Below are 21,372 nucleotides of genomic sequence, written 5' to 3' on the forward strand. Positions count from 1 at the left end.
CTCGACGGTCGTGCCGAAGAGGCTGGCCGGGATGACGCGGTGGAAGGGGCCTCGGAGCGTCTCCGACCTCGGGGGACAGTGGCGTACTCGGCTTCCTGCCCGCTCACCCCAGGTACCCGTAACGCCCCTGCCCACGGGGCTGTCGGCACACTCGCCCGCTCCGCCATGTGTGGGGCCGCGACGGATGTACAAACGAAAATCGTTTTCGGTTACCATTCGGGGAGTCCCCAACCGAACCCGACGGAGTACTCCCGTGTCCGAACGGACCACATCGGAGCGCGACTCCGCGCCCGATCCCTCACTCGGTGACTCGATCGCCCGCGACTGGGGCGACCAGGGCGACGAACTGCCCCCCTCCGACTGGGGGCGGCGCGCCGACTCGCGCCGCACCGGAACGGTCTGGCTGTTCGCCCTCCTCATCACCGCGATGGCGGTGGCCCACTCCTGGCTCACCGACGAGCTCACCAGTCAGGCCTTCCTGGCCTGGGCGACCATCTTCACCGCCATCAGCTTCCAGGCGCTGCCCTTCCTGGTCTTCGGGGTGGCCCTGTCGGCGGCGCTCATCGCGTTCGTTCCGACCTCGGCCTACCAGCGGTTCATCCCGAGCAAGCCGGGGCGGGCGGTCCCCGTCGCCGGTGCCTCCGGGGCGCTCCTGCCCGGCTGCGAGTGCGCCTCGGTGCCCATCGCGGGGAGCCTCATCAAGCGCGGGGTCGCCCCGGCGGCGGCGCTGACCTTCCTGCTGGCGGCCCCGTCCATCAACCCCATCGTCATGATCGCCACCGCCGTGGCCTTCGCCGGGCAGCCGGAGATGGTCCTGGCCCGCTTCGTGGCCTCGCTGCTCGCCTCGGTGGTCATCGGGTGGATCTGGGTGCGCTTCGGCAAGGCCGACTGGCTGCGTCTGCCCTCGCGCACCCATGCCCCCGGAGCCTCCAAGTGGCAGGTCTTCCGCGAGTCGATGATGCACGACATGATGCACGCGGGCGGCTATCTGGTGGTCGGCGCACTCGCGGCGGCGACGCTGAACGTCATGGTGCCCCGTGAGTGGCTGCTGGCCGTGGCCGAGGCGCCGATCATCTCGGTGCTGGTGCTCGCCCTGCTGGCCATCCTCCTCTCGATCTGCTCGGAGGCCGACGCCTTCGTCGCGGTCAGCCTCACCGACTTCTCTCCGACCGCCAAGCTCGCGTTCATGGTCATCGGCCCGATCGTGGACCTCAAGCTGATCGCGATGCAGGCCGGGGTGTTCGGCTGGCGCTTCGTCGCCCGCTTCGCCCCGATCTGTCTGGTGGTCGGCCTGCTCAGCACGTTCCTGATCGGAGCCGTCCTCCTGTGAACCGGATCGCCCAGGGGCTCACCCTCGTCCTGCTCGGCGCCGCCGCGCTGACCAGTACGGTCCCCACCAACCTGTACCTGAACTGGGTCAAGGCGGGTTTCGGCCCGTTCCTGATCGCCGCCGGAGTGGTCATGGTGCTGCTCGGCGTCCTGGTGATCGTCGCGGAACTACGCGGCGAGACCCACGCCCTGGACGAGGAGGACGCGGTCCCCGAGGACACCTCGGCGCGTTCGGAGCTCGACCACGCCGTCGCCGAGTACGGCGGTGGAGGGGGCGGCCACGGACACGACCACTCCGTCGCCCCGAGGGTGGCGTGGCTGCTCCTGCTCCCCGTGTTCGCCGTGTTCGTCATCGCGCCGCCCGCGCTCGGCTCCTACACGGTGGAGAGCACCGGGGGTTCCTCCGGTCCGCCGCCCCGTGACGAGCGGGCACCCTCCCGCTTCACCGACGAGCTGAGCCAGGCCGCCCCCGACGAGGTGGTGCCGCTCGACGTCCAGCAGTTCGTCATGCGCGCCTGGATCGACGAGGAGCGCGAACTGTCCGGCCGCGAGGTCGAGCTCACCGGGTTCGCCGTGCCCGCCCAGGACGGGGAGGGCTGGTACCTGGCCCGGCTCCAGATGGCCTGCTGCGCGGCGGACGCGGTGGTCAACAAGATCCTGATCACCGACCATCCGGCGCCGGAGGCCGACACCTGGTGGACGGTGCGCGGCACCTGGGTGGAGCCGGAGGGGGACCTCTACGACGTCTCCCAGCACGAGATCACGACCACCTCGGTCGTGGAGGTCACCAACCCTCCGGACCCCTACGAGTAGTCCGGAGTCCCGCCCCGCGAGCGTTCTCCCGCTCGCGGGGCGGCGCGGGAGGCGAAAGAACCCTCTCGCGCACCTTCGTACGTTTCGGTCGCCACACCGGAGACCATTCAAGGGTTTCTTATTGCCCTGAGTAACAATGGGTGCGTGGCAGAACGGAACGAGCGATCCTGGAGACCCTGGCGCGCGCTACGTCCGCGCAGCATCCGAGCCCGGGTCACGCTCGGTGCCCTGGCCGTCCTCTCCCTGGTCATCTGTATCCTCCTCAGCGCCTCCATCCTCCTGATCCGGGAAGTGACGCTCACCGAGCTGCGTGACCGAGCCGCCGAGGGGGCCCGGCACGTGGCCGACCACATCATGACGGAGCGTTACGACGGCCCGATTCCGGCCTCCGAGCCCATCGTGCGTTTCCAGGTGATCGACTGGGAGACCGACCAGGTCCTGGCCTCCAGCGTGGCCCTGCAGGGGGTGCCGTCGCTGATCGAGGAGGACCCCGCACCGGACGACTTCCGCGTCGACGAATTCGTCTGCGACGTCATCCCCGGGGACGAGACGGGCGACTGCTTCCAGGTGGTGGGGTACGTCGTCGACGGCTCCGCCTACGGTGACAACGTCATGGCGGTGGCCGCCACGCGTACGCCGCTCATCCTGGGCGACAAGGTCCTGGAACTGGTCATGCTGGGCACCTCGGCGCTGCTGATCTTCGGTTCGGGCTTCGTCATCTGGTACGGCGTGGGCCGTGCCCTGAGCCCGGTCACGCGGATCAGTGACGAGATGGAACACATCTCCGTCAGCGACCTGCACCGCAGGCTCCCGCTGCCCAGGAGCGACGACGAGATCGCCCGCCTGGCGCGCACCGCCAACTCCAGTCTGTCCCGCCTGGAGGAGGCGGTCACCCGGCAGCGCCGGTTCGTCTCCGACGCCTCCCACGAACTGCGCAACCCCATCGCGGGCATGCGCACCAAACTGGAGGTCGAGCTCTCCGACCCCGATCCCGACCTGCGCGCCAGGGAGCGGCTGCTGAGCGGTCTCCTCTCCGACACCGAACGGTTGGAGAACATCGTCGAGGACCTCCTGGAGATGGCCCGCCTCGACACCGACCGCGCGCAGGCACGCGAACGGGTCGACCTCGCGGAGGTCGCCCAGCTGGAGTTCTCCGGCCAACCCGGCCCGCCCCAGGTGTTCGTGCACACCTCGGAACCGGTGTACGCGCTGGTCAACCGGTTGCGCGTCGTCAGGGTGCTCACCAACCTCGTCGCCAACGCCACACGCCACGCCAACGGCCGGATCGACGTCATCGTGCAGCACCACGAGGGAGCGGCCGTGGTCGAGGTGCACGACGACGGGTCCGGCATCCCGGTCAAGGACCGGGAACGGGTCTTCGAACGGTTCGCGCGGCTGGCGGAGTCCAAGGAGCGCGATCCCGGCGGCAGCGGACTGGGACTGGCGATCTCCCGGGAGATCGCGGGCGCCTACGGCGGCACCCTGGTCGCCGGACACAGCGACCTGCTCGGCGGCGCCCTCTTCACCCTGACCATCCCGGACCCACCGGAGGGCCAGTGAGAGCCAGGAAGCGCCCGCGCGCCGAGCAGCCTCCGGAACGGCGCCCGCCGACCGAGGAGACGCGACGTCCCAACTACTTCCTGCTCGGCTTCGTCGGGGCCCTGGGGGTGCTCAGCGCCTGGCTGCTGGTGCAGGCCCTGACCAGCGCCCGGGCGGTGTTCGTCTACATCCTCGTCGCGCTCTTCCTCGCGATCGGGCTCAACCCCGTCATCGAGGCCCTGCGGCGGCTGCGGCTGCCCCGCTGGGCCGCGATCCTCTCGGTCTGCCTCGGCCTGGTGGCCTTCCTGGTCGTGTTCGTGTGGGCGATCGTGCCGCCCCTGACCGAGCAGGTCAGCAGCTTCGCCACGTCGTTGCCCTCGTCCCTGGACCAGCTCCAGCAGTCCGCGTTCTTCCGTGACCTCGACCGGCGCTACGACGTGCTCGGCCGTATCGAGGGCGTGGTCTCCGGCGGCGACTTCGGCCAGCAGGTCTTCGGCGGTCTCGTCGGTGTGGGGCAGGTGGTGTTCAACTCGCTGTTCGCCACCTTCACGGTCCTCATCCTCACCCTGTTCTTCATGGCCTCGCTGCCGGGCATCATGGACGTCACCTACCGGTTCGTGCCCCGCTCGCGCCGGACCGGGGTCCGGGAGATCGGGGACGAGATCGTCCAGCGCATCGGGGCGTTCATCGCCGGGCAGTTGCTGGTCGCGGCGCTCGGCGGTGTGGTGGCCTTCCTCTTCCTGTGGCTGACCGGCTCGGCGTACGCCCTCACCCTGGCCCTCGTGGTCGCGGTGACCGCGTTGATCCCGCTGATCGGCACCACCATCGGGGCGGTGGTGGCGTCGCTGGCGGTGGCCATCGGTGACCCGTGGATGGGCCTGGTCACGCTGGTGTTCTTCCTGATCTACCAGCAGATCGAGAGCTACGTGATCGCGCCCCGGGTGATGCGGCACGCCGTGGACGTGGTGCCCACGGTCAACATCACGGCGGCGCTGCTGGGCGGCGCGCTGCTCGGGCTGGTGGGCGCGCTGCTGGCCATCCCCACGGCGGCCGCGCTCACCCTGGTGCTGAAGAAGGTGGTCTTTCCCCGGTTGGAAGAGCGCTGAGCCTCCCCGAAGCAGCCCCTAACCTGGGACGAATGGGGCACAGGTGGGGTCAGGTGTGGCGCGTGGCGCTGCTCGCGGTGTGGGTCGCCGTGTTGGCGTGGGCGATCCTGCGGGGACCGGACCTGGAGACGGTGCGGGACTGGACCACGAACGCCGGGTTCTGGGGCGCGGTGGTCTACCTGGCCGCCTACGTCCTGGCGGTGCAGGCGCTGGTGCCGCGCCCGGCCCTGAACATCGCCGGAGGGCTGCTCTTCGGCCTGGTGGTGGGGGTGGTCCTCGCCCTGGTCGGAGGGGTGTTGGCCGCCGTCGCGCAGTTCGCGGTGGCCCGGTACGTGGCCGGGGACGCGCTCTCACGCCGTCTCCCCGAACGCGTCCGGACCCGGCTGGAGGGGCTGGTGGGACGACGGGCGCTGTTGGCCGTCGTGCAGCTCCGGCTCATCCCGGTGATCCCCTACCAGATGGTCAACTACGGCTTCGGGCTGACCGGGCTGCGGGTCGCGCCCTTCGCCCTGGGAACCGCCCTGGGGTCGCTGCCCGCCACGGCGGCGATGGTGGTGGTCGGCACCGGCGGGATCGACCTCGGGTTCCCGGTGGCGGTGGCCACCGGTGCGGCGGCCGCGCTCCTCGCGCTCGCCTGGTGGCTGCGCTCGCGCCGGCGCCGCGTGCGGGAGCGGGAACAGCGGGCCCGGGCCTGATCCGGTGCGGCCCGGCCCGCCGTTCGCCCGACTCAGCCGAACAGGGGCACGTCGTCCGGATCGGGCCGGTCGAGCTCGAACGGGAGGATCTCCCCGCCGTCGCTGTCGGTGACACGGGGTTCCTGGAGGATCTCGGGCTCCCCACCGGCGCGGTTGCGCACCACCATCACCCCGGAGTAGCCGCTGTGGTCGTTCTCGGTGGCGACGAAGGGCACGAGGCCGGGGCCGGTCCACTCCCGCGAGTTGAGGGTCCGCAGCAGGCGCTCGCGGTCCAGGTCGGGGCCGACCTCCATGAGCAGCTGGGCGAACAGGGTCGCCTGCACCATGCCGTACACGGTGGTGTCGGTGAAGGGTGCGCCCTCGTTGTACTGCTCGTGGATGTCCCGGTAGAAGGCGGTCCACGGGTCGTCGCTCTGGGCGGCCATCGGGAGGAACGCGGTGATGATGAGGCCGTCGGTGAAGGCCTCCGGCGGGACGTCCTCGGCCGGAGTCCCCTCGGCGTACTCCTCTATGAGCTGGGAGACGATCTCCACGTCGCCGCCGAAGCTGGGCGCCACCCACTGGGGTTCGTAGCCGATCGCCTGGGCCTCCAGGATGGCCAGGCCGAGGAAGGCCGGGATGCAGTAGCAGACCGCGACGTCGGCGTCGGCCGCCTTGAGCTCGGCCACCTGTCCGTCGAGCTCGGGGACGCCCGGGTCGTAGGACTCCCAGGCGACGATGTCGTCCATCAGGTACTGCTCGATCCCCGCGTGCGAGGCGGGGCCCACGTCGTCGTTCTGGTAGAGGAGGCCGACGTCGTCACCGGGGAAGTTCTCCGCGATGTAGGCGCCCTGGACCTTGGCCTCCTTGGAGTAGTCCACCTGGAAGCCGTAGCTGTACGGGTACTCCTCCGGCTGGTCCCACGCGAGTGCGCCGGAGGAGACGAAGAGGTCCGGGACGCCCTCGTCGTTCAGTTCCTCGATGACCGACTCGTGGGTGGGGGTGCCCAGACCGCCCAGGAGCGCGAAGACCTCGTCGTCGTCGATGAGGGAGCGCGTGACGTCCATGGTCCGCGCCGGGTCGAAGGCGTCGTCCTCGACCCGGTAGTCGATCCGCCTGCCGTGGATGCCGCCGTTGTCGTTGACGTAGTCGAAGACGGCGCTCGCCCCGGTGGAGACGTGCACGAACCCCGGGGAGGCCGGTCCGGTCAGCGGCTGGTGGGTCCCGATGACGACGCTGTCGTCGGTGACCCCCGTGGTGAGGGCGCCGGGGGAGGCCTCCTCGTCTGACGACTCGGAGGCGCCGCAGGAGGCGGCGAGTACCGCGACGGCGAGCGCCGCGGCGGCTGTTCCCAGTGTTCGCATGTGGATTCCTGAACTCGTTGTGCCTTCGCTACGGGGGGCCTGGTGGCCCTTTGGGGGAAAGCGGCTTCGTGCTCGGGAGAAGGAGAGTGAGGCTGCGGTGCCTACTCGCCAGTACGTTACCGGCTGGTAAACATCATACGAACGGGCTCCGCACCTGCAACCCGCGGTAGCCCCCACGGAGCTGCGAGGTCGTCGCTCCGGCGCCCGGGGAGGCCGCGCGGATCGCGCGCTCGGGAGCGGAACACGACGGCGTCACTTCAGGAAGGCGCTCCTTCGCGACAACGAACAGGACGACGGGGCGCTGACGCAAGCCCGTGCGGCTCGGGGGCGTTCCCGTCGTTCCCGTGGTCCGGAGGCGCCGCAGGGGCGGCGGGCGCATCGCGACCGTGGGCGCCGGCCCCTGCCAGCCGCGCGCCGACACGCCTGATCGGCTCGGGGGAGGGGCCGGAGAGCCGACGGGGCCCTCCGCTGTCTCCCCCCCGAACGCCTCGGGTCGGGCGACCACTGAGCGCCCGACCGGAGGTGCCGTCCGTCAGGGGCGGACGGGCCGCGCGGGTGCGCGGCCACCGTCCGTGGGAGTCCGGTCCAGCAGCTCGCGGGCGAGCCGCGCGATGCGGTCCGAGGCCTGGTCCACCGGACTGTCACGGCGCCAGACCAGCAGGTGCCTCAGCTGTATCGGGGCGCCCTCCAACTGCCGCACCACCACGCCGCGGCCCGACTCGAAGTCCGCCTGGCACGGTGCGATCGCCCGTCGGTCCGCGATGAGATCGCGGATCTCCGATCTCTCGTAGAGCCGGTAGGGAACGTGCGGACTGAACCCCGCCCGCTGGCAGGCCAGGTAGAAGCACTCCGGCCAGCCCGTGCCGTCCGGTGGCGTCAGCGCCCACGGGCACTCGGCCAGGTCCTCCAGGCGGATGTGCGTCTCCCGCGCCAACGGGTGCTCCGACCACAGCGCCACGTGCAGGGGGTCCACCGCGAGCATCGCCCAGGCCAGCGGGCCGTCGGTCGGCAGGTCGCGGTCCACGTAGTCGATGGTGGTCCCCAGGTCCAGACGACCGGCCCGGACCAGGTCGGTGACCAGCTTGGGGGAGTACTCGGTACGCACGTGCACCGGGACGTCGGGGAACACCTCCGGCAGCCGCGCCGAGAGCTCCACGGTGAGGGGGCCGACCCCGCCGACGCGCAGCGTGCTCGGTGAGGCCCCGCGCGCCGTGATGTCGTGCAGCAGGTCGTCCATCGACAACAGGACCGCGCGTGCCCGGACCAGGACGAACTCACCGAGCTCGGTCGGCCGTACCCCCGAGCGCCCCCGGTGGAACAGGGGCCCGCCGACCTCGCGTTCGATCCGCTGCAACTGGGTCGTCAGCGCGGGCTGCGACGTGGACAGCGCGGCGGCCGCCTTCGTGACGCTGCCGGTGTCGGCCAGGAGGCAGATCGTACGGAGATGGCGGAGTTCGAGGTCCATGCGTGGAATCTAGGGCGCCGGGGGGCTCCGTGTACAGACGTCGCGGCCAGAACGGGCGAGTCGCACATCGCGTGTGGTCCACCGTCTCCGATCCGACCTTCCGTCCAAGGTCGACCGGTCCGGGTCGACCTGGGTTCCGTGTCGGGCGGTTCGTTGGGATAAGGTGCCGTGCGTCACCATATAGTTGGATGGCCTACTACTTCGCGGGCACCCGCGGAGCCGGTCGGTCCGAGGCGCACCTGGGCGCCCAACCGTGGGAGAGTTCATGGCGGTCGAACGCACGCTGCACACACCCGAGGCCGAACAGCTCCTGGAGCTGACCGGGGAACTCGTGGACAAGGAGATCGCCCCGCGCGCGGCCGAGGACGAGGAGAACTCGGTCTTCCCCCGCGACGTCTTCACCACCCTGGGCCAGGCCGGACTGCTCGGGCTCCCGTACCCGGGTGAGTACGGCGGCGGCGAGCAGCCCTACGAGGTCTACCTCCAGGTCGTGGAGGAGCTCGCCCGCGGCTGGCTGGCGGTCGGCCTGGGCGTCAGCGTCCACACGCTCTCCTGCTACCCGGTCGCCACCTTCGGCACCGACGAACAGAAGGCCGCCCACCTGCCCGCCATGGTCGGCGGCGCGCTCCTCGGCGCCTACTGCCTGTCCGAGACCTCCTCCGGATCCGACGCCGCCGCCCTGACCACGCGCGCCGAGCGCACCTCGGACGGCTACCGCGTCAACGGCGCCAAGGCGTGGATCACCCACGGCGGACGGGCCGACTACTACGCGCTCTTCGCCCGCACGGGTGCCCCGGACTCGGGCGCGCGCGGGATCAGTTGCTTCCACGTCCCGGCCGACACCCCCGGTCTCGGTGCGGCCGTCCCCGAACACAAGATGGGCATGCGCTCCTCGCCCACCGCCGGAGTGATCCTCGACGACGTCGAACTCGGAGCCGACGCGCTGGTGGGGGAGGAGGGCCGCGGTTTCGGGATCGCCCTCTCCGCACTCGACTCCGGTCGCCTGGGCATCGCCGCGTGCGCGGTGGGCCTGGCGCAGGCCGCTCTGGACGCCGCGGTCACGTACTCCCGGGAGCGGCGTCAGTTCGGCGGGGCCATCGGTGACTTCCAGGGGATCGGCTTCATGCTGGCCGACATGGCCACGCAGATCGCCGCCTCCCGTGAGCTGTACCTGTCCGCCGCCCGTCTGCGCGACGCCGGGCGCCCGTTCGGCAAGCGGGCCGCCATGGCCAAGCTGATGGCCACCGACACCGCCATGAAGGTCACCACCGACGCCGTCCAGGTCTTCGGCGGCTACGGCTACACCCGCGACTTCCCGGTCGAGCGCTACATGCGTGAGGCCAAGGTCCTCCAGATCGTGGAGGGGACCAACCAGGTGCAGCGCCTGGTCATCAGCCGGCACCTCGCCAAGGAGGGGTAGGGCCGGGGCCGGACCGGGTGAACCCCGGGGTGGTGTCCGCGTGGCACACCGCCCCGGGGCTACCTCCGGAGGAGGTCCGCGGTGCGCTCGGGAGGGTGCACCGTCAGCGCCACCTCGCGGTCGGTCAGTACGGCCAGCGCCGACCGGTACTCGGGGCCCCGGTCCAGGTCCGACAGCCAGGCGGCCCCGGGACCGCCGCCGCCCTCCCAGGACAGCAGCCGCGCCTCCGTGTCCGGCCGGCTGACCGCCACCCTGCGCAGCCCGCCCGACAGCCCCAGGCCGGTCGCCTTGAGCAGGGCCTCCTTGCGTGCCCAGTAGCCGAAGAACGCCCCCGCCCGGTCCTTCTCCGGCAGCGCGTTCCAGGCCCGCTGCTCGTCGTCGGCCAGCGAGTACCCTGCCAGACCGGCCAGGTCGCGGGCCTCCGAGATCCGTTCCACGTCCACGCCGACCGGTGCCGCCCGGGCCAGTGCCAGGGCCACCCACTCACCGGAGTGGCTGACGGAGATCTCCCACCCCCGCGCGGCCCCCGAGGGCACGGGCTTGCCGTGCGGGCCCTCCGGGCCGCTCCGGCCCCCCTCCGCACCGGTCCGCGACTTCTCCTCGCAGGAACGGCAGCGCAGGTCGAAGGTCACCTCCTCCGGCGCGCAACCGGCCCGGTCGGCCAGCACGAGACGGGACAGGGCCCGGCCCAGCAGGTGGCGGTCGCGGTCGGCCTGGAGCCGGAACCGGGACTGGCGTTCGCGTTCGGAGCGGTCCAGCAGACGCAGCAGACGTTCGCTCGCGGCGGAGGTGTGGGCCCACCACACCGTGGTGTCGAGTGGCGCGGAGCTGAGGGTCATGCCCCCCATTGTCACTGATCCCGAGGACGATCCGTGGTGTGAGGCCGACAGAAACGGGGCATCCGGTAGGTGGCAGGTCAGCCCGCCCCCTTGGAGGCTCAGATGTCTGTCGTCATGTTGCTCGGTGCCGGAGCCCTCGTCGGCCTCGTCGCCCTCACCGTGCTCTTCCTGGTGACCCTCCTGTCCGACAGGCCGGAGGAGGAGGCGCAGCCCACCAGAGACGGGTCCGTACTCTAGGGAGGCGCGGTTCCCCGACCGTGCGCCGCCGAGAGCACGGAAGGGTGAACCGTACCCATGACCGAGGAGAGCCGACCGGCCTTCGCAGCCGAGCGCCGGGAGCGCATCCTGGAACTGGTGCGGGCCCACGGCAGCATGTCCCTGCGCGACATCGCCGCCAAGGTGCGCGCCTCCGAGGTCACGGTCCGCCGTGACGTGCGCTCCATGGAGGCCGAGGGCCTGCTGGACCGCCGCCGGGGGGGAGCCGCGCTGCCCGGCCGGATCGGACACGAACAGAGCTACACCGGCAAGAGCGGCCAGTGCGCCGCCGAGAAGGCCGCCATCGCCACGGTCGCCGCCCGCCTGGTCCGCCCCGGCGACGCGATCACCATCGGGCCCGGCAGCACCGCCGAGGCCTTCGCCCGCGCGCTCCTGGGCCACGGCGACCTCACCGTGGTCACCAACTCGCTCCGGGTCGCGGACGTGCTCGCCGGGGCCCCCGGGGTCGAGGTCGTGATGACCGGCGGCACCCTGCACGCGCCCATGCGGGCCCTGGTCGGGGCCGCCGCCGAGGAGTCCCTGTCCGGGCTGCGGGTCAACCGCGCCTTCCTGTCCGGCAACGGTGTCAGCGCCGACCGTGGCCTGAGCACCCCCAACCCCGCCGTGGCCAGCGTCGACCGGGCCCTGTCCGCCTGCGCGGAGGAGACCATCGTGCTGGCCGACCACACCAAGGTCGGCGCCGACACCATGGTGACCACCGTCGCCCCCGAGGAGATCGCCCACCTGGTCACCGACAGCAGCGCCGACCCGGAGGTGCTGATGACACTGGAGGAGACCGGGGCCCTCGTGCACGTCACCGTCGTGGCGGACGAACGGGGGCAGTGAGCGCGCCCGGTTGGTGGTGCGAGGGGCGCGTACCTCAGCGTCCACACCTATTGTGTGGTGAACACCCGATGCGTGATCCTTGACGCACCCGACCCGACAGTCGCGCCGTCCATCCCTTCAGGAGCCGCCGAGCATGCCGACCCACCCGTCGCACCCGGAGCCCGTACCGACCGCTCCGGTGCGGATCACCCCCGAACCGGTGGCGCTGCCCGAACCCTGGCGGAGTTCGGCCCTGACCGTGGTCGTGCCCACCTACGACGAGGCGGAGAACCTGCCGGTCCTGGTGCGGCAGCTCACGGCGTTGGACCTGCCCCGGCTGCGGATCGTCGTGGTGGACGACAACTCGCCGGACGGAACCGGTGAGGTCGCGGACAAGCTCGCGGTCGAACTCGGCGGGCGGCTCTCCGTGGTGCACCGCACCCGCAAGGACGGCCTCGGCCGCGCCTACGTGGAGGGCATGACCCGCGCGCTGGCGGACGGTGCCGAGTACGTCGTGCAGATGGACGCCGACCTCAGCCACCCGGTGGGGTACGTCCCCCAGCTCCTGGGCACGCTGCACTCCACCAACGCCGGGGTGGTCATCGGCAGCCGCTACGTGCCCGGCGGCAGCCTCTCCGAGGCCTGGGGCCTGCGCCGCCGCCTGCTCAGCGGCTGGGCCAACACCTACGTCAAGCGCGTGCTGTCCATCCCCGTCCAGGACGTCACCGCCGGATTCAAGATCTGGCGGGCCTCCGCCCTGGAGGTCCTGGACCTGGCCAGTATCGAGAGCACGGGGTACGCCTTCCAGGTCGAGATGCACTACCGGGCCTTCCGGCGCGGCCAGAAGATCATGGAGATCCCCATCCACTTCGAGGACCGGGTGGTCGGCCAGAGCAAACTCGACGGCGCCGTCGCCCTGGAGGCGGCGCTGCGTCCGCTGAGGCTGCGCCGCGCGGAGAACGCCAGGCGCTGACGCGGCCGTGTCCCCCTTCACCGATCACCGTCGAACTGCGATCATGCGGGTAACGGGACGGTGAGCAAGGGGGACCACATGTCCGAACAGCCCTACGACGTGGACGCCGACATGGGGGAGGACCCCCAGGAGAGCGAGATCGCCGAGGCCGAGAGCCGCCAGAACCCGGACGCGCCGGTCTACGGCTACACCTTCGAGGACGAGAGCGCCGCCACCGAACGCGGCATCGACCAGGAGGTCCGGGAGGAACGCGACGACGTCATCCCGCGTGAGGACTTCGACCTCGACGACCCCGGCGCGGAGTCCGAGGCCGTCCACGAGGAGGACGGGCCCGACCAGCCCTGACCCCGGGGGCGCGTGGCGCACCCACCGGCCGCCTCCGTGAGCGCACGAACCGGTCATGGCGGGGGCGCGGGAGGACCGGGCCACGACGTCCTGGAAGGCGCCGCTCGACGAGGACCGACCGGGGGACACCGCCGAGCCCCGGGCGCCGACACGCGCCCGGGGCTTCGCCGTGGCCGGGCGGGGTGGTGGGCGGGCCTCCACCATGGCGATGTCGGGTCGCGCCCCGCATGGAGCCGTCACACGCCCGTCCGCCGGGGGGTTCCGGGCCGGTGGTCCTCGCGCTCCCGCCCGCGGAATCAGCAAGACGGAGCCGCAGACGGGATCCCGCCAGCGGCCTCGCGCTGAGTCGTCACACGGCCTTCGGTAGGAGGTCGCTCCCGCTGGTCCTGACGCGCTTCCACGCGGAGTCGTCCACAGGGGCGTGGGTGGGAAGTGATCATCAAGGTCAAAGCGGGGAAGAACTGAGGTAAGGAGGCGGACACCGTGACCGAACAGCCCTACGAAGTGGACCTGGACCTGGGAGACGACCCACAGGCGACCGAGGTCGCCCAACGAGAGCGGGTCCTCGACCCCGACCACGACATCCTCAGCTACGACTTCGAGGACGACGACAGCCGAGGCAGCCTCGGGATCTCCGAGAGCGTGCGGGCCGAACGGCTGGGCGTGATCCCCAGACAGCGCTGGGGCGACGCACCCGGCGCCGAGCAGCAGGCGCTGAGCGTGGTCTCGGACCCCAACGCCGTCAACGACCACCCTCCGGAGGGCTACGAGGGCTGACCCCCTCAGCCGCCCGTGTGCTCGGCCCCGCTCCCGGCGGTCGACCCCGGGCACGAGCGCAGTGGGGGACCGGTCACCCCGCAGAACCGTATCGGCTGCTCCTCACCGAGCGGCTGCACCGCACTGGTCTCCTCGGGGAGCGACCCCCGGTCGGCGGCCTCGGAGGCCTCGGGCATCCGGCCGCGCGGCAGCACCAGCGCGCACAGTGACGCCAGGACGCACAGACCCGCCAGGATCAGCATGGCCGTGCCGAACCCCTCGGCGAGGGACGTCGAGTGTCCGCCCGCTCCCGATCCCCCACCACCGGAACCACCGATCCCCGCCAGCACCGGCACCGCCGCCACACCGATCAGCTGTGCGCCCCGGGCGAACGTGTTGTTCACCCCCGAGGCCAGACCGGCGTGCCGTTCCGGGACCGAGGCGAGCACCGTAGCGGTCAGCGGTGCCACGGTCGTGGACAGGCCCAGCGCCACCAGCAGGACCCCCGGCAGCACGCCGGTCAGGTACGGGGCGTCGCCGTCCATCCGGGACAGCGTCACGAATCCGGCGGCCAACAGCAGGGGACCGACCACCAGCTGGATCCGGGGGCCGATCCGGGCGGCGAGCTTGCCCGACCGCGCCGACAACAGCAGCATCAGAAAGGTGATCGGCAGCGAGGCGGCCCCGGCCGCGACCGGGGAGTAGCCCGCCACCTCCTGGAGGTAGATCACCATCAGGAACAGCAGCGGCCCCAGCGAACCGTAGATCAGGACAGTGGCCCCGTTGGTCACGCTGAACGGCAACGACCGGAAGATGCCCAGCGGCAGCATGGGGGAGGGGCTGCGCGCCTCCGTGAACAGGAAGGCGGCCAGTGCCAGCCCGCCCACGGCCACGCCGGTCCACACCGCCGGGGTGGCACCCACCGCGCCCCATTGGATGAGCGCGTAGGTGATCCCGGCCAGGGCCACCACCCCCAGCAGCGCGCCGCCGTAGTCCAGTCGTCCCACGTCGGAGGTGTCCCGGGTCTCGGGCACCCGGAACCGGGCGATCAGCAACACCACGACCGCGATCGGCAGGTTGATGAGGAAGATCAGCCGCCAGTCACCGATCTGCACCAGCCAACCGCCCACGAACGGACCCACTGCCGCGGCCACACCGGTCAGCCCCGACCACGCGCCGATCGCCCGCGCCCGGTCCTGCTCGCGGAACCCCGCCTGGAGGATGGCCAGGCTCCCCGGCGTCAGCAGCGCACCGCCCACGCCCTGGACCACCCGACCGGCCACCAGCAACTCCAGGGTCGGCGCGAACGTGCACAGCGCCGAGGCCAGGGCGAACACCGCCACACCCACCATGAACAACCGCACGCGGCCGAACCTGTCGGAGAGGGAGCCGCTGAGCAGGATCAGCGCGGACAACGTGACCATGTACCCGTTGACGATCCACTGGAGACCGGCCAGCCCCGTGTTCAGGTCACCCTGGATGGCGGGCAGCGCCACCGTCACCACCGTGGAGTCCAGGAAGGCCATTCCCGAACCCAGAACCGTGGCGGTCAGCATCCACCGCGCGGCCGGGGTTCCCCACGCGACCTGCCCGGCGACCGGCGCCGAGGCCGAACCACTCATGCGACTCTCCTCCCGAGGACTACCGACACCATAGGAGCGGACCCCCACCCGTGGGTGGGGGTCCGCGCCGACTTTTCGTCGTCCTGTTCGGTTTTGACCAGGGGCTACTCGCTGGCGAGCGCGCCGGTGATCGAGGTCCCGGCGGCCCGGCGGGCGGGCAGCACGGCGGCCAGCAGACCAGCCAGCACCGCGACGGCGATGAAGACCGCGATCTGGACGCTCGGGATGCTGAAGACCAGGCCCGGCAGGACCGCCGCACCGGCCGCCCAGCCGAACAGCACGCCCAGCGCGATGCCGATCCCCGCGCCGATCAGGCACAGCAGCACGGCCTCGACGCTCAGCATCCGGCGCAGCTGCCCCTTGGCCAGACCCAGCGCCCGCAGCAGCGCGGACTCACGGGTGCGCTCCAGGACCGACAGCGCCATCGTGTTGGAGATACCGAACACCGCGATGATGATCGCCAGACCCAGCATCGCCGCGATCGTGTAGAACGCGATGTCCATCATCTCGGAGAACTGGTTCTTCATCTCCGCGACCGACATGACCTGGACCATCGGGTAGTCGTCGACCGCGGTGTAGACGGCCTCGCGGACCTCGGCCGCGTCGGCCCCGTCAGCGGCGCGGAGGTGCAGGTAACGGCTCTCCGTGATCTCGGGGAAGGCCGCAGTGAAGTCCTCGGGCGCGATGACCGCGCCCCAGAGGGTGGCACCGTCCGCGACGATCGCGGCGACCTCCAGGTCGAGGTCCCCACTGGGAGCGGGAACGGTGAAGGTGTCACCGACACCCACGCCCTCCGCGTAGGTCTCGCTCAGGACCACCGTGCCCGACTCCAGGTCGGCCAGGTCGCCCTCGACCGTCTCGCCCTTGATGTCGGTGCCGACCTCGGCGTCGTAGTACGCGGTCACCGGCAGGGCCATCCCGCCGGTGGCGAGGTCGTCCTCCAGGTAGGTGGAACGCTCGGACATCACCCTGTCCAGCAGCGGGCTCGCGGCCAGCTTCTCCTGGACCTCGCTCGGAACGAGGGGGTCACCGCTCTCCTCGTCGACGGCCGCGTCCTCCACGGCGGTCTCCTCGACGGCGGCGTCCTCGGGCGCACCCTCCTCAGGGGCACCGTCCTCCAGCGAGGCCTCCGACAGGTCGCCCTCCTCGGCGACACCCTCATCGACGCCCTCCTCGGGAGCGGCGGCGTTCGGGCCCTCCGGCGCGTACTGGGCGCTGATCTGGTAGTCGACCGGGAACTGCTCGTCCAGCTGTTCGGTCAGCGTGGTCTCGAACGAGGAGCTGATCACCGAGTAGCCGGTGATGAGCGTGGCGCCCACGGTGAGGGCGATCATCGCGGTCGCGGCGCGGCGCGGGCTCCTGGTGGAGTTGTCCACCGCCAGCATGCTGGGCACACCCAGACGGCGCAGCGGCACGCCGACGACCCTGACGATCCCGCGCACCAGCAGCGGGCCGAGGACGACCACGCCCACGAAGGCGATCAGCGCCGCGCCGGTCACGACGAACAGGCCGTTCGGGTCCGGGCTCATCGAGCGACTCAGCACCACCAGGGCGGCGGAGGCGCCGAAGGCCAGCAGGCCGAACGCCACGCGCACCCAGCCGGTGCCCTTCTCCAGACCGGAGGCGGTGGCGCTGGTGCGCAGGGCCGCCAGCGGGGCCACGCGGGTGGCGCGGGCGGCCGGAACCAGAGCGGAGAAGACGGTCATGAGCGTGCCGACCAGCAGACCCACGATCACCGCGGTGGGGCTGACGACCACGGCGGCCGTGACGTCGGAGTTCACCAGCTGGCCGCCGAACCTCGCACCGAGCGCGCCCACGCCCACACCGGCGAGCACGCCGAGGGCGGAGGCGACGAGCCCGACCACGAAGGACTCGCCCAGCACGGAGCGGAAGACCTGGCCGCGCTTGGCGCCCACGCAGCGCAGCAGGGCGAGCTCACGCTGGCGCTGCGCGATGAGGATCGCGAAGGTGTTGTAGATGACGATCCCGGCGACGAACATCGCGATGACGCCGAAGAGCAGCAGTGCGACCCGCAGCATCTCGGTCTGCGCGCCGGCGCTCTCGGCCATCTCCTCACCGAACGCGGCGCCCGTCAGGACCTCGGTGCCGGTCACCGTGGCGACCGCGGTGGCGGACTCCTCCGCGGACGTGCCCTCGGCGGCCCGCACGTTGATCTCGGAGTAGCCGGTGGCACCGGTCATCTCCTGGATGGTGTCCGGGGCGAAGACGACCGCGCCGCCGAAACTGTAACTGCCGTCGACACCGAAGTTCACCAGCCCGGTGACGGTGAACTCACGCTTCTCCTGCTCGGGGTCGAGCACCGTGACGGTGTCACCGACCCCGAAACCGGTCTGGTCCGCGGTGGACGTGGCCAGCGCGATCTCGTCGGCGGCGTCGGGGAGCTCGCCCTCGCTCGCGGAGAACCGCGTCGTCTCACCGAAGGCCACGGCGGCGGGCGGCACGAAGCCGAAGGCCCGCCCCTCGGCGTCCAGGAGTACGGCCTCGCCCCTCACCAGGCCGTCGGCCTCGGAGATCTGCGGCAGGGCGCGGATGTCGTCCAGCGTGGCGTCGTCGAAGGGGACGGGCTCCAGGGCGAAGCCGTCCTCGTCCACGCCCTCCTCCGCCTCGGGGACGGCGATGGCGTCGACGCTCGTGGCCGACCCCATCACGGACTTCTCGTAGCTGGCCTTGAGGGTGTCGGCGAAGACCAGGGTCCCCGAGACGAACATGACACCCAGCAGGATGGCCAGCACGGTGGTGACGTACCGGGACTTGTGGAGTCTCAGCCCGGCGAGTGTGGTGCGCAGCATGGAGCTCAGGCCTCCAGCTTCAGCAGTCGCTCGGAGACGACCTCGGCGGTCGGCGCGTGGACCTCGTCCACCAGGCTGCCGTCGCGCAGGAACACGACGCGGTCGGCGTAGGAGGCGGCGACGGGGTCGTGGGTCACCATGACGATGGTCTGGTTCAGGTCCTTGGCGGAGTCACGCAGGAACGCCAGGACCTCGGCGCCCGAACGGGAGTCCAGGTTGCCGGTGGGCTCGTCCGCGTAGACCACCTCGGGGGCGTTGAGCAGGGCCCGGGCGACCGCCACGCGCTGCTGCTGTCCGCCGGAGAGCTTGGTCGGCAGGTGGTCCAGCCGGTCGCGCAGCCCGACGACGTCGATGATGTGGTCGAAGCGGGCCTGGTCGACCTTGCGCTTGGCGATCTGCGAGGGGAGCAGGATGTTCTGCTCGGCCGTCAGCATCGGCAGCAGGTTGAACGACTGGAAGATGAAGCCGATCCGGTCGCGGCGCAGCAGGGTGAGGTCACCGTCGCGCATGCCGGTGATCTGGGTGCGGCCCAGGTGCACGGTGCCCGAGGTGGGCACGTCCAGCCCGGCCAGGCAGTGCATCAGGGTCGACTTGCCCGAGCCCGAGGGGCCCATGATGGCGGTGAACGCGCCCCGGTGGAACTCCACGTCCACACCGGCCAGGGCGTGCACCTGGCTGCCGCCGGTGTCGTAGATCTTGGTGAGCCCCCGAGCCACCACCACCGGCGGGGCTTGGACCGGGGACGTGGGCTTCACAGCGGACTCGGTCACGACAGAACAACTCCAGAACTCGGAAAGGTGAGGGTGCCGGTGGCTCGGGATGCCCCGTGCTCCTCGGCGTGTGTCTCCACGCTAGGTGCCCGGACACCCCCGCCACCTCGGTCTCGGGACTGAACCTGACACCGGCCAAAGGCATGACGTGGAGCGGGTTCGGGACTCCTTCGTCAGGTGTCACCCCCGACTTTCGTAGGGGGTCCGCCAGTTGGAGGAAGGGCCCGGTCTCCCCTAAAGCGGCCTTGACCTGCACATACGGCGGCGAATCTACTATGGGGCCCCCGACGCTCCGGGTCAGTCGAACGGACGACGCCCACCGGGAACGCCGCCGTAGACTCTGGCGGATGAAAACGTGGTTGCGGGATCGCCTGCGGGACTTCAGTGCCCTGTTGAGCCACAACTGGAACTGGTGGTGGAAGCGCCGACTGCGCCTGTCGGACTGGTGCTACGCCGTCTTCACCCTGCCGTTCAGCGGGTTGATGATGCTCGCCGGAACCACGACCGGCCCGGGCCTGCTGACCACGCCCTTCGCAGCGGGGATCAGCCTGATCACCGGCCCCGGGACCGCCGTGGCGGTGGGCTTCCTCGCCTACGCCCTCCCGGGCACGCTGGCCTCGGTGACGATGCTCTGGCGGCGCAGCAGACCCACCTGGCTGATGGTCGCCGGGCTGCTCATGCTGCTCCTGTACGGGAACCCGATCCCCCTCATGGTGGGCGTGTACTCCTACCCGGCGCACTTCAGCGACCGCCGCCCACTCTCCATGTGGTTCACCCTCTCCCTGCTGGCCCTCGGGGTGCTCTACTACTCCAGTCCGGTCAGCTACGTCATCCTGGCCGTCTTCTACCTGGTCGTCCCGGTGATCGCCGGGCTGTGGATCGGCACGAGGCGCCAGCTCATCGACCGCCTCCACGAGCGGGCCGAACGCCTCGAACGCGAACAGCACATGATGGCCGAACAGGCCATCGGCGCCGAGCGCACCCGCATCGCCCGGGAGATGCACGACGTCGTCGCCCACAGGGTCAGCCTGATGGTTCTGCACGCGGGCGGGCTGGAGGTCTCGGCCACCGACGACCGCACCGTCGAGGCCGCCGGACTCATCCGCACCACCGGGCGCGAGGCACTCTCGGAGTTGCGCGGCATCCTCGGGGTGCTGCGCGACGAGGACACCGACACCGCGCCCACCGCGCCCCAACCGGTCCTGGGCGACCTCGACCGCCTGATCACCGAGTGGCGCGGGGCCGGGATGAGGGTCAGCCGGCAGGAGAGCGGACGTGTCCGGCCGATGCCGGTCGCGGTCCAGCGCACCGCCTTCCGGATCGTCCAGGAAGGGCTGACCAACGCCGCCAAGCACGCCACCGGAGCCCCCGTGGAGGTGTGGCTGCACCACGGCGAGACCCAGCTGGAGGTGGAGGTGGCCAACGATCCGGTCGGCGCCCCCGCCCACGCCCCGCCGCGCAGCGGGTTCGGCCTGACGGGTCTGCGCGAGCGCGTGGTCCTGGCCGGGGGAGAGCTCAGCTCGGGGGTCTGCCCGGACGGAGGATGGCGATTGCGCGCTATCTTGCCCCTGGGGGAGGACACGGCCCCCGAACCCACCACCGAAGTCGAGGAAGAGGGCACCGACGGTGATCCGCACGCTCCTGGTCGATGACGAACTCCTGGTCAGGTCCGGCCTGCGGATGATCCTGGAGGCCGACCCCGGGATCGAGGTGGTCGGTGAGGGAAGCGACGGCGAGGAGGCCGTGCGCCTGGCCGAGGAACTCGGCCCCGACGTCGTGCTGCTGGACATCCGGATGCCCGGCACGGACGGGCTGGCCGCCGCCGCGCGGCTGAGCACGCTGTCCCGGCCGCCCAGGGTCGTCCTGCTCACCACCTTCGACCTCGACGAGTACGTGCACGCCGCGCTCCGGGCCGGGGCGGTCGGCTTCCTGCTCAAGGACACCCCGCCCCGGGAACTGATCAACGCCGTGCACACCGTGCACGAGGGCCACGCGATGCTCGCCCCCAGCGTCACGAAGCGCATGCTCGAACGCTTCGCCTCACCCGCCCCGGCCGACTCCGCGGCGGGCCGTTCCGAGGCCGTCGAGCGGCTCTCGGTCCTCAGCGACCGCGAACGGCAGGTGCTCGTCGCGGTGGCCGAGGGCAAGTCCAACGCCGAGGTCGGCCGGGCCCTGGACATGCGGGAGACCACCGTCAAGGCCCACGTCAGCCGTATCCTCGCCAAGCTGGAGATGTCCAACCGGGTGCAGGCCGCCATCCTCGCCCACGACGCGGGCTGGGCGTGACCGGGTTCACTCGCGCCCCGCAGGCCCCCGCCACCGGGCACTCCACGTCGTACGGGATCGCCCGGATCGTCCCGAGTGGCCCCCCGTCCCGCCTCGGTTGCGTCTACCGGCCGGTAGCTCGGTAACCTGCAAGGCGATTCGCACCCGGAACAACACGTCGTGGCCGTTCACCACAGCCGCA

Annotated in this window: 19 protein-coding genes; 13 read left to right on the plus strand and 6 right to left on the minus strand. The window is 71.3% G+C overall.

What is annotated here, in order from left to right:
• Nucleotides 1-253 precede the first annotated feature (253 nt).
• The 5 genes from ACFW3L_RS12945 (at nucleotide 254) to ACFW3L_RS12965 (ending at nucleotide 5,482) form a co-directional block, all read left to right on the plus strand.
• Nucleotides 254-1,330 carry a permease gene (locus ACFW3L_RS12945; protein ID WP_378739641.1) on the plus strand — a complete coding sequence of 359 codons (1,077 nt, stop codon included), beginning with the start codon at nucleotides 254-256 and terminating at the stop codon, nucleotides 1,328-1,330.
• A complete protein-coding gene (locus ACFW3L_RS12950) occupies nucleotides 1,327-2,142 on the plus strand; it encodes a TIGR03943 family putative permease subunit (RefSeq protein ID WP_378739643.1) in 816 nt (271 codons plus the stop codon). Before ACFW3L_RS12945 ends, ACFW3L_RS12950 begins: the two co-directional genes overlap by 4 nt.
• Before the next feature lie 144 nt (nucleotides 2,143-2,286).
• Nucleotides 2,287-3,702 (plus strand): sensor histidine kinase, encoded by a 1,416-nt coding sequence (locus tag ACFW3L_RS12955; protein ID WP_378739645.1) that lies wholly within the window; start codon nucleotides 2,287-2,289, stop codon nucleotides 3,700-3,702.
• The gene (locus tag ACFW3L_RS12960; RefSeq protein ID WP_378739648.1) at nucleotides 3,699-4,787 is read left to right on the plus strand and encodes an AI-2E family transporter; all 1,089 of its coding nucleotides are present in this window, start codon (nucleotides 3,699-3,701) and stop codon (nucleotides 4,785-4,787) included. The genes ACFW3L_RS12955 and ACFW3L_RS12960 overlap by 4 nt, the downstream gene beginning before the upstream one ends.
• Nucleotides 4,788-4,819: 32 nt before the next feature.
• Nucleotides 4,820-5,482, plus strand: a complete 663-nt coding sequence (locus tag ACFW3L_RS12965) for a TVP38/TMEM64 family protein (RefSeq protein WP_378739650.1) — start codon at nucleotides 4,820-4,822, stop codon at nucleotides 5,480-5,482.
• Nucleotides 5,483-5,514: 32 nt separating this feature from the next.
• Here the strand turns inward: ACFW3L_RS12965 and ACFW3L_RS12970 are convergent, their stop codons facing one another.
• Nucleotides 5,515-6,825: an ABC transporter substrate-binding protein gene (locus ACFW3L_RS12970; RefSeq protein WP_378739652.1), complete on the minus strand. Its 1,311-nt coding sequence runs from the start codon at nucleotides 6,823-6,825 to the stop codon at nucleotides 5,515-5,517.
• Between the two features lie 532 nt (nucleotides 6,826-7,357).
• A complete protein-coding gene (locus ACFW3L_RS12975; protein WP_378739654.1) occupies nucleotides 7,358-8,290 on the minus strand; it encodes a LysR family transcriptional regulator in 933 nt (310 codons plus the stop codon).
• Between the two features lie 265 nt (nucleotides 8,291-8,555).
• Between ACFW3L_RS12975 and ACFW3L_RS12980 the strand changes: the two genes are divergently transcribed.
• On the plus strand, nucleotides 8,556-9,710 hold the full coding sequence (locus tag ACFW3L_RS12980) for an acyl-CoA dehydrogenase family protein (RefSeq protein ID WP_378739656.1): 1,155 nt from the start codon (nucleotides 8,556-8,558) through the stop codon (nucleotides 9,708-9,710).
• Between the two features lie 59 nt (nucleotides 9,711-9,769).
• On the opposite strand, the gene ACFW3L_RS12985 is transcribed toward ACFW3L_RS12980, so the two are convergent.
• On the minus strand, nucleotides 9,770-10,549 hold the full coding sequence (locus ACFW3L_RS12985; protein WP_378739659.1) for a 4'-phosphopantetheinyl transferase family protein: 780 nt from the start codon (nucleotides 10,547-10,549) through the stop codon (nucleotides 9,770-9,772).
• A 102-nt stretch (nucleotides 10,550-10,651) separates the two neighbouring features.
• Here ACFW3L_RS12985 and ACFW3L_RS12990 point away from each other — a divergent pair, with 102 nt between their 5' ends.
• From ACFW3L_RS12990 to ACFW3L_RS13010, 5 genes are all read left to right on the plus strand, one after another.
• Nucleotides 10,652-10,786: a hypothetical protein gene (locus tag ACFW3L_RS12990; protein ID WP_378739661.1), complete on the plus strand. Its 135-nt coding sequence runs from the start codon at nucleotides 10,652-10,654 to the stop codon at nucleotides 10,784-10,786.
• A gap of 57 nt (nucleotides 10,787-10,843) precedes the next feature.
• Nucleotides 10,844-11,650 carry a DeoR/GlpR family DNA-binding transcription regulator gene (locus ACFW3L_RS12995; RefSeq protein ID WP_378739664.1) on the plus strand — a complete coding sequence of 269 codons (807 nt, stop codon included), beginning with the start codon at nucleotides 10,844-10,846 and terminating at the stop codon, nucleotides 11,648-11,650.
• Between the two features lie 133 nt (nucleotides 11,651-11,783).
• A complete protein-coding gene (locus ACFW3L_RS13000; RefSeq protein WP_378739667.1) occupies nucleotides 11,784-12,602 on the plus strand; it encodes a polyprenol monophosphomannose synthase in 819 nt (272 codons plus the stop codon).
• 78 nt (nucleotides 12,603-12,680) lie between these two features.
• Nucleotides 12,681-12,947 carry a hypothetical protein gene (locus ACFW3L_RS13005; RefSeq protein ID WP_378739669.1) on the plus strand — a complete coding sequence of 89 codons (267 nt, stop codon included), beginning with the start codon at nucleotides 12,681-12,683 and terminating at the stop codon, nucleotides 12,945-12,947.
• A gap of 483 nt (nucleotides 12,948-13,430) precedes the next feature.
• The gene (locus ACFW3L_RS13010; protein WP_378739670.1) at nucleotides 13,431-13,724 is read left to right on the plus strand and encodes a hypothetical protein; all 294 of its coding nucleotides are present in this window, start codon (nucleotides 13,431-13,433) and stop codon (nucleotides 13,722-13,724) included.
• Between the two features lie 5 nt (nucleotides 13,725-13,729).
• Here the strand turns inward: ACFW3L_RS13010 and ACFW3L_RS13015 are convergent, their stop codons facing one another.
• The 3 genes from ACFW3L_RS13015 to ACFW3L_RS13025 all read right to left on the minus strand — a co-directional run bounded on the left by ACFW3L_RS13015 (nucleotide 13,730) and on the right by ACFW3L_RS13025 (nucleotide 18,905).
• Nucleotides 13,730-15,325 (minus strand): MFS transporter, encoded by a 1,596-nt coding sequence (locus tag ACFW3L_RS13015; RefSeq protein WP_378739672.1) that lies wholly within the window; start codon nucleotides 15,323-15,325, stop codon nucleotides 13,730-13,732.
• A gap of 104 nt (nucleotides 15,326-15,429) precedes the next feature.
• On the minus strand, nucleotides 15,430-18,135 hold the full coding sequence (locus tag ACFW3L_RS13020) for an ABC transporter permease (RefSeq protein ID WP_378739674.1): 2,706 nt from the start codon (nucleotides 18,133-18,135) through the stop codon (nucleotides 15,430-15,432).
• Between the two features lie 5 nt (nucleotides 18,136-18,140).
• Entirely contained in the window at nucleotides 18,141-18,905 is a 765-nt protein-coding gene (locus ACFW3L_RS13025; protein WP_378739677.1) for an ABC transporter ATP-binding protein, read from the minus strand.
• Between the two features lie 347 nt (nucleotides 18,906-19,252).
• Here ACFW3L_RS13025 and ACFW3L_RS13030 point away from each other — a divergent pair, with 347 nt between their 5' ends.
• Nucleotides 19,253-20,557: a sensor histidine kinase gene (locus ACFW3L_RS13030; RefSeq protein WP_378739678.1), complete on the plus strand. Its 1,305-nt coding sequence runs from the start codon at nucleotides 19,253-19,255 to the stop codon at nucleotides 20,555-20,557.
• A complete protein-coding gene (locus tag ACFW3L_RS13035; RefSeq protein WP_378739679.1) occupies nucleotides 20,532-21,191 on the plus strand; it encodes a response regulator in 660 nt (219 codons plus the stop codon). Before ACFW3L_RS13030 ends, ACFW3L_RS13035 begins: the two co-directional genes overlap by 26 nt.
• Nucleotides 21,192-21,372 lie beyond the last annotated feature (181 nt).

This window comes from Nocardiopsis sp. NPDC058789 (assembly GCF_042745575.1).
GTDB lineage: Bacteria > Actinomycetota > Actinomycetes > Streptosporangiales > Streptosporangiaceae > Nocardiopsis > Nocardiopsis eucommiae.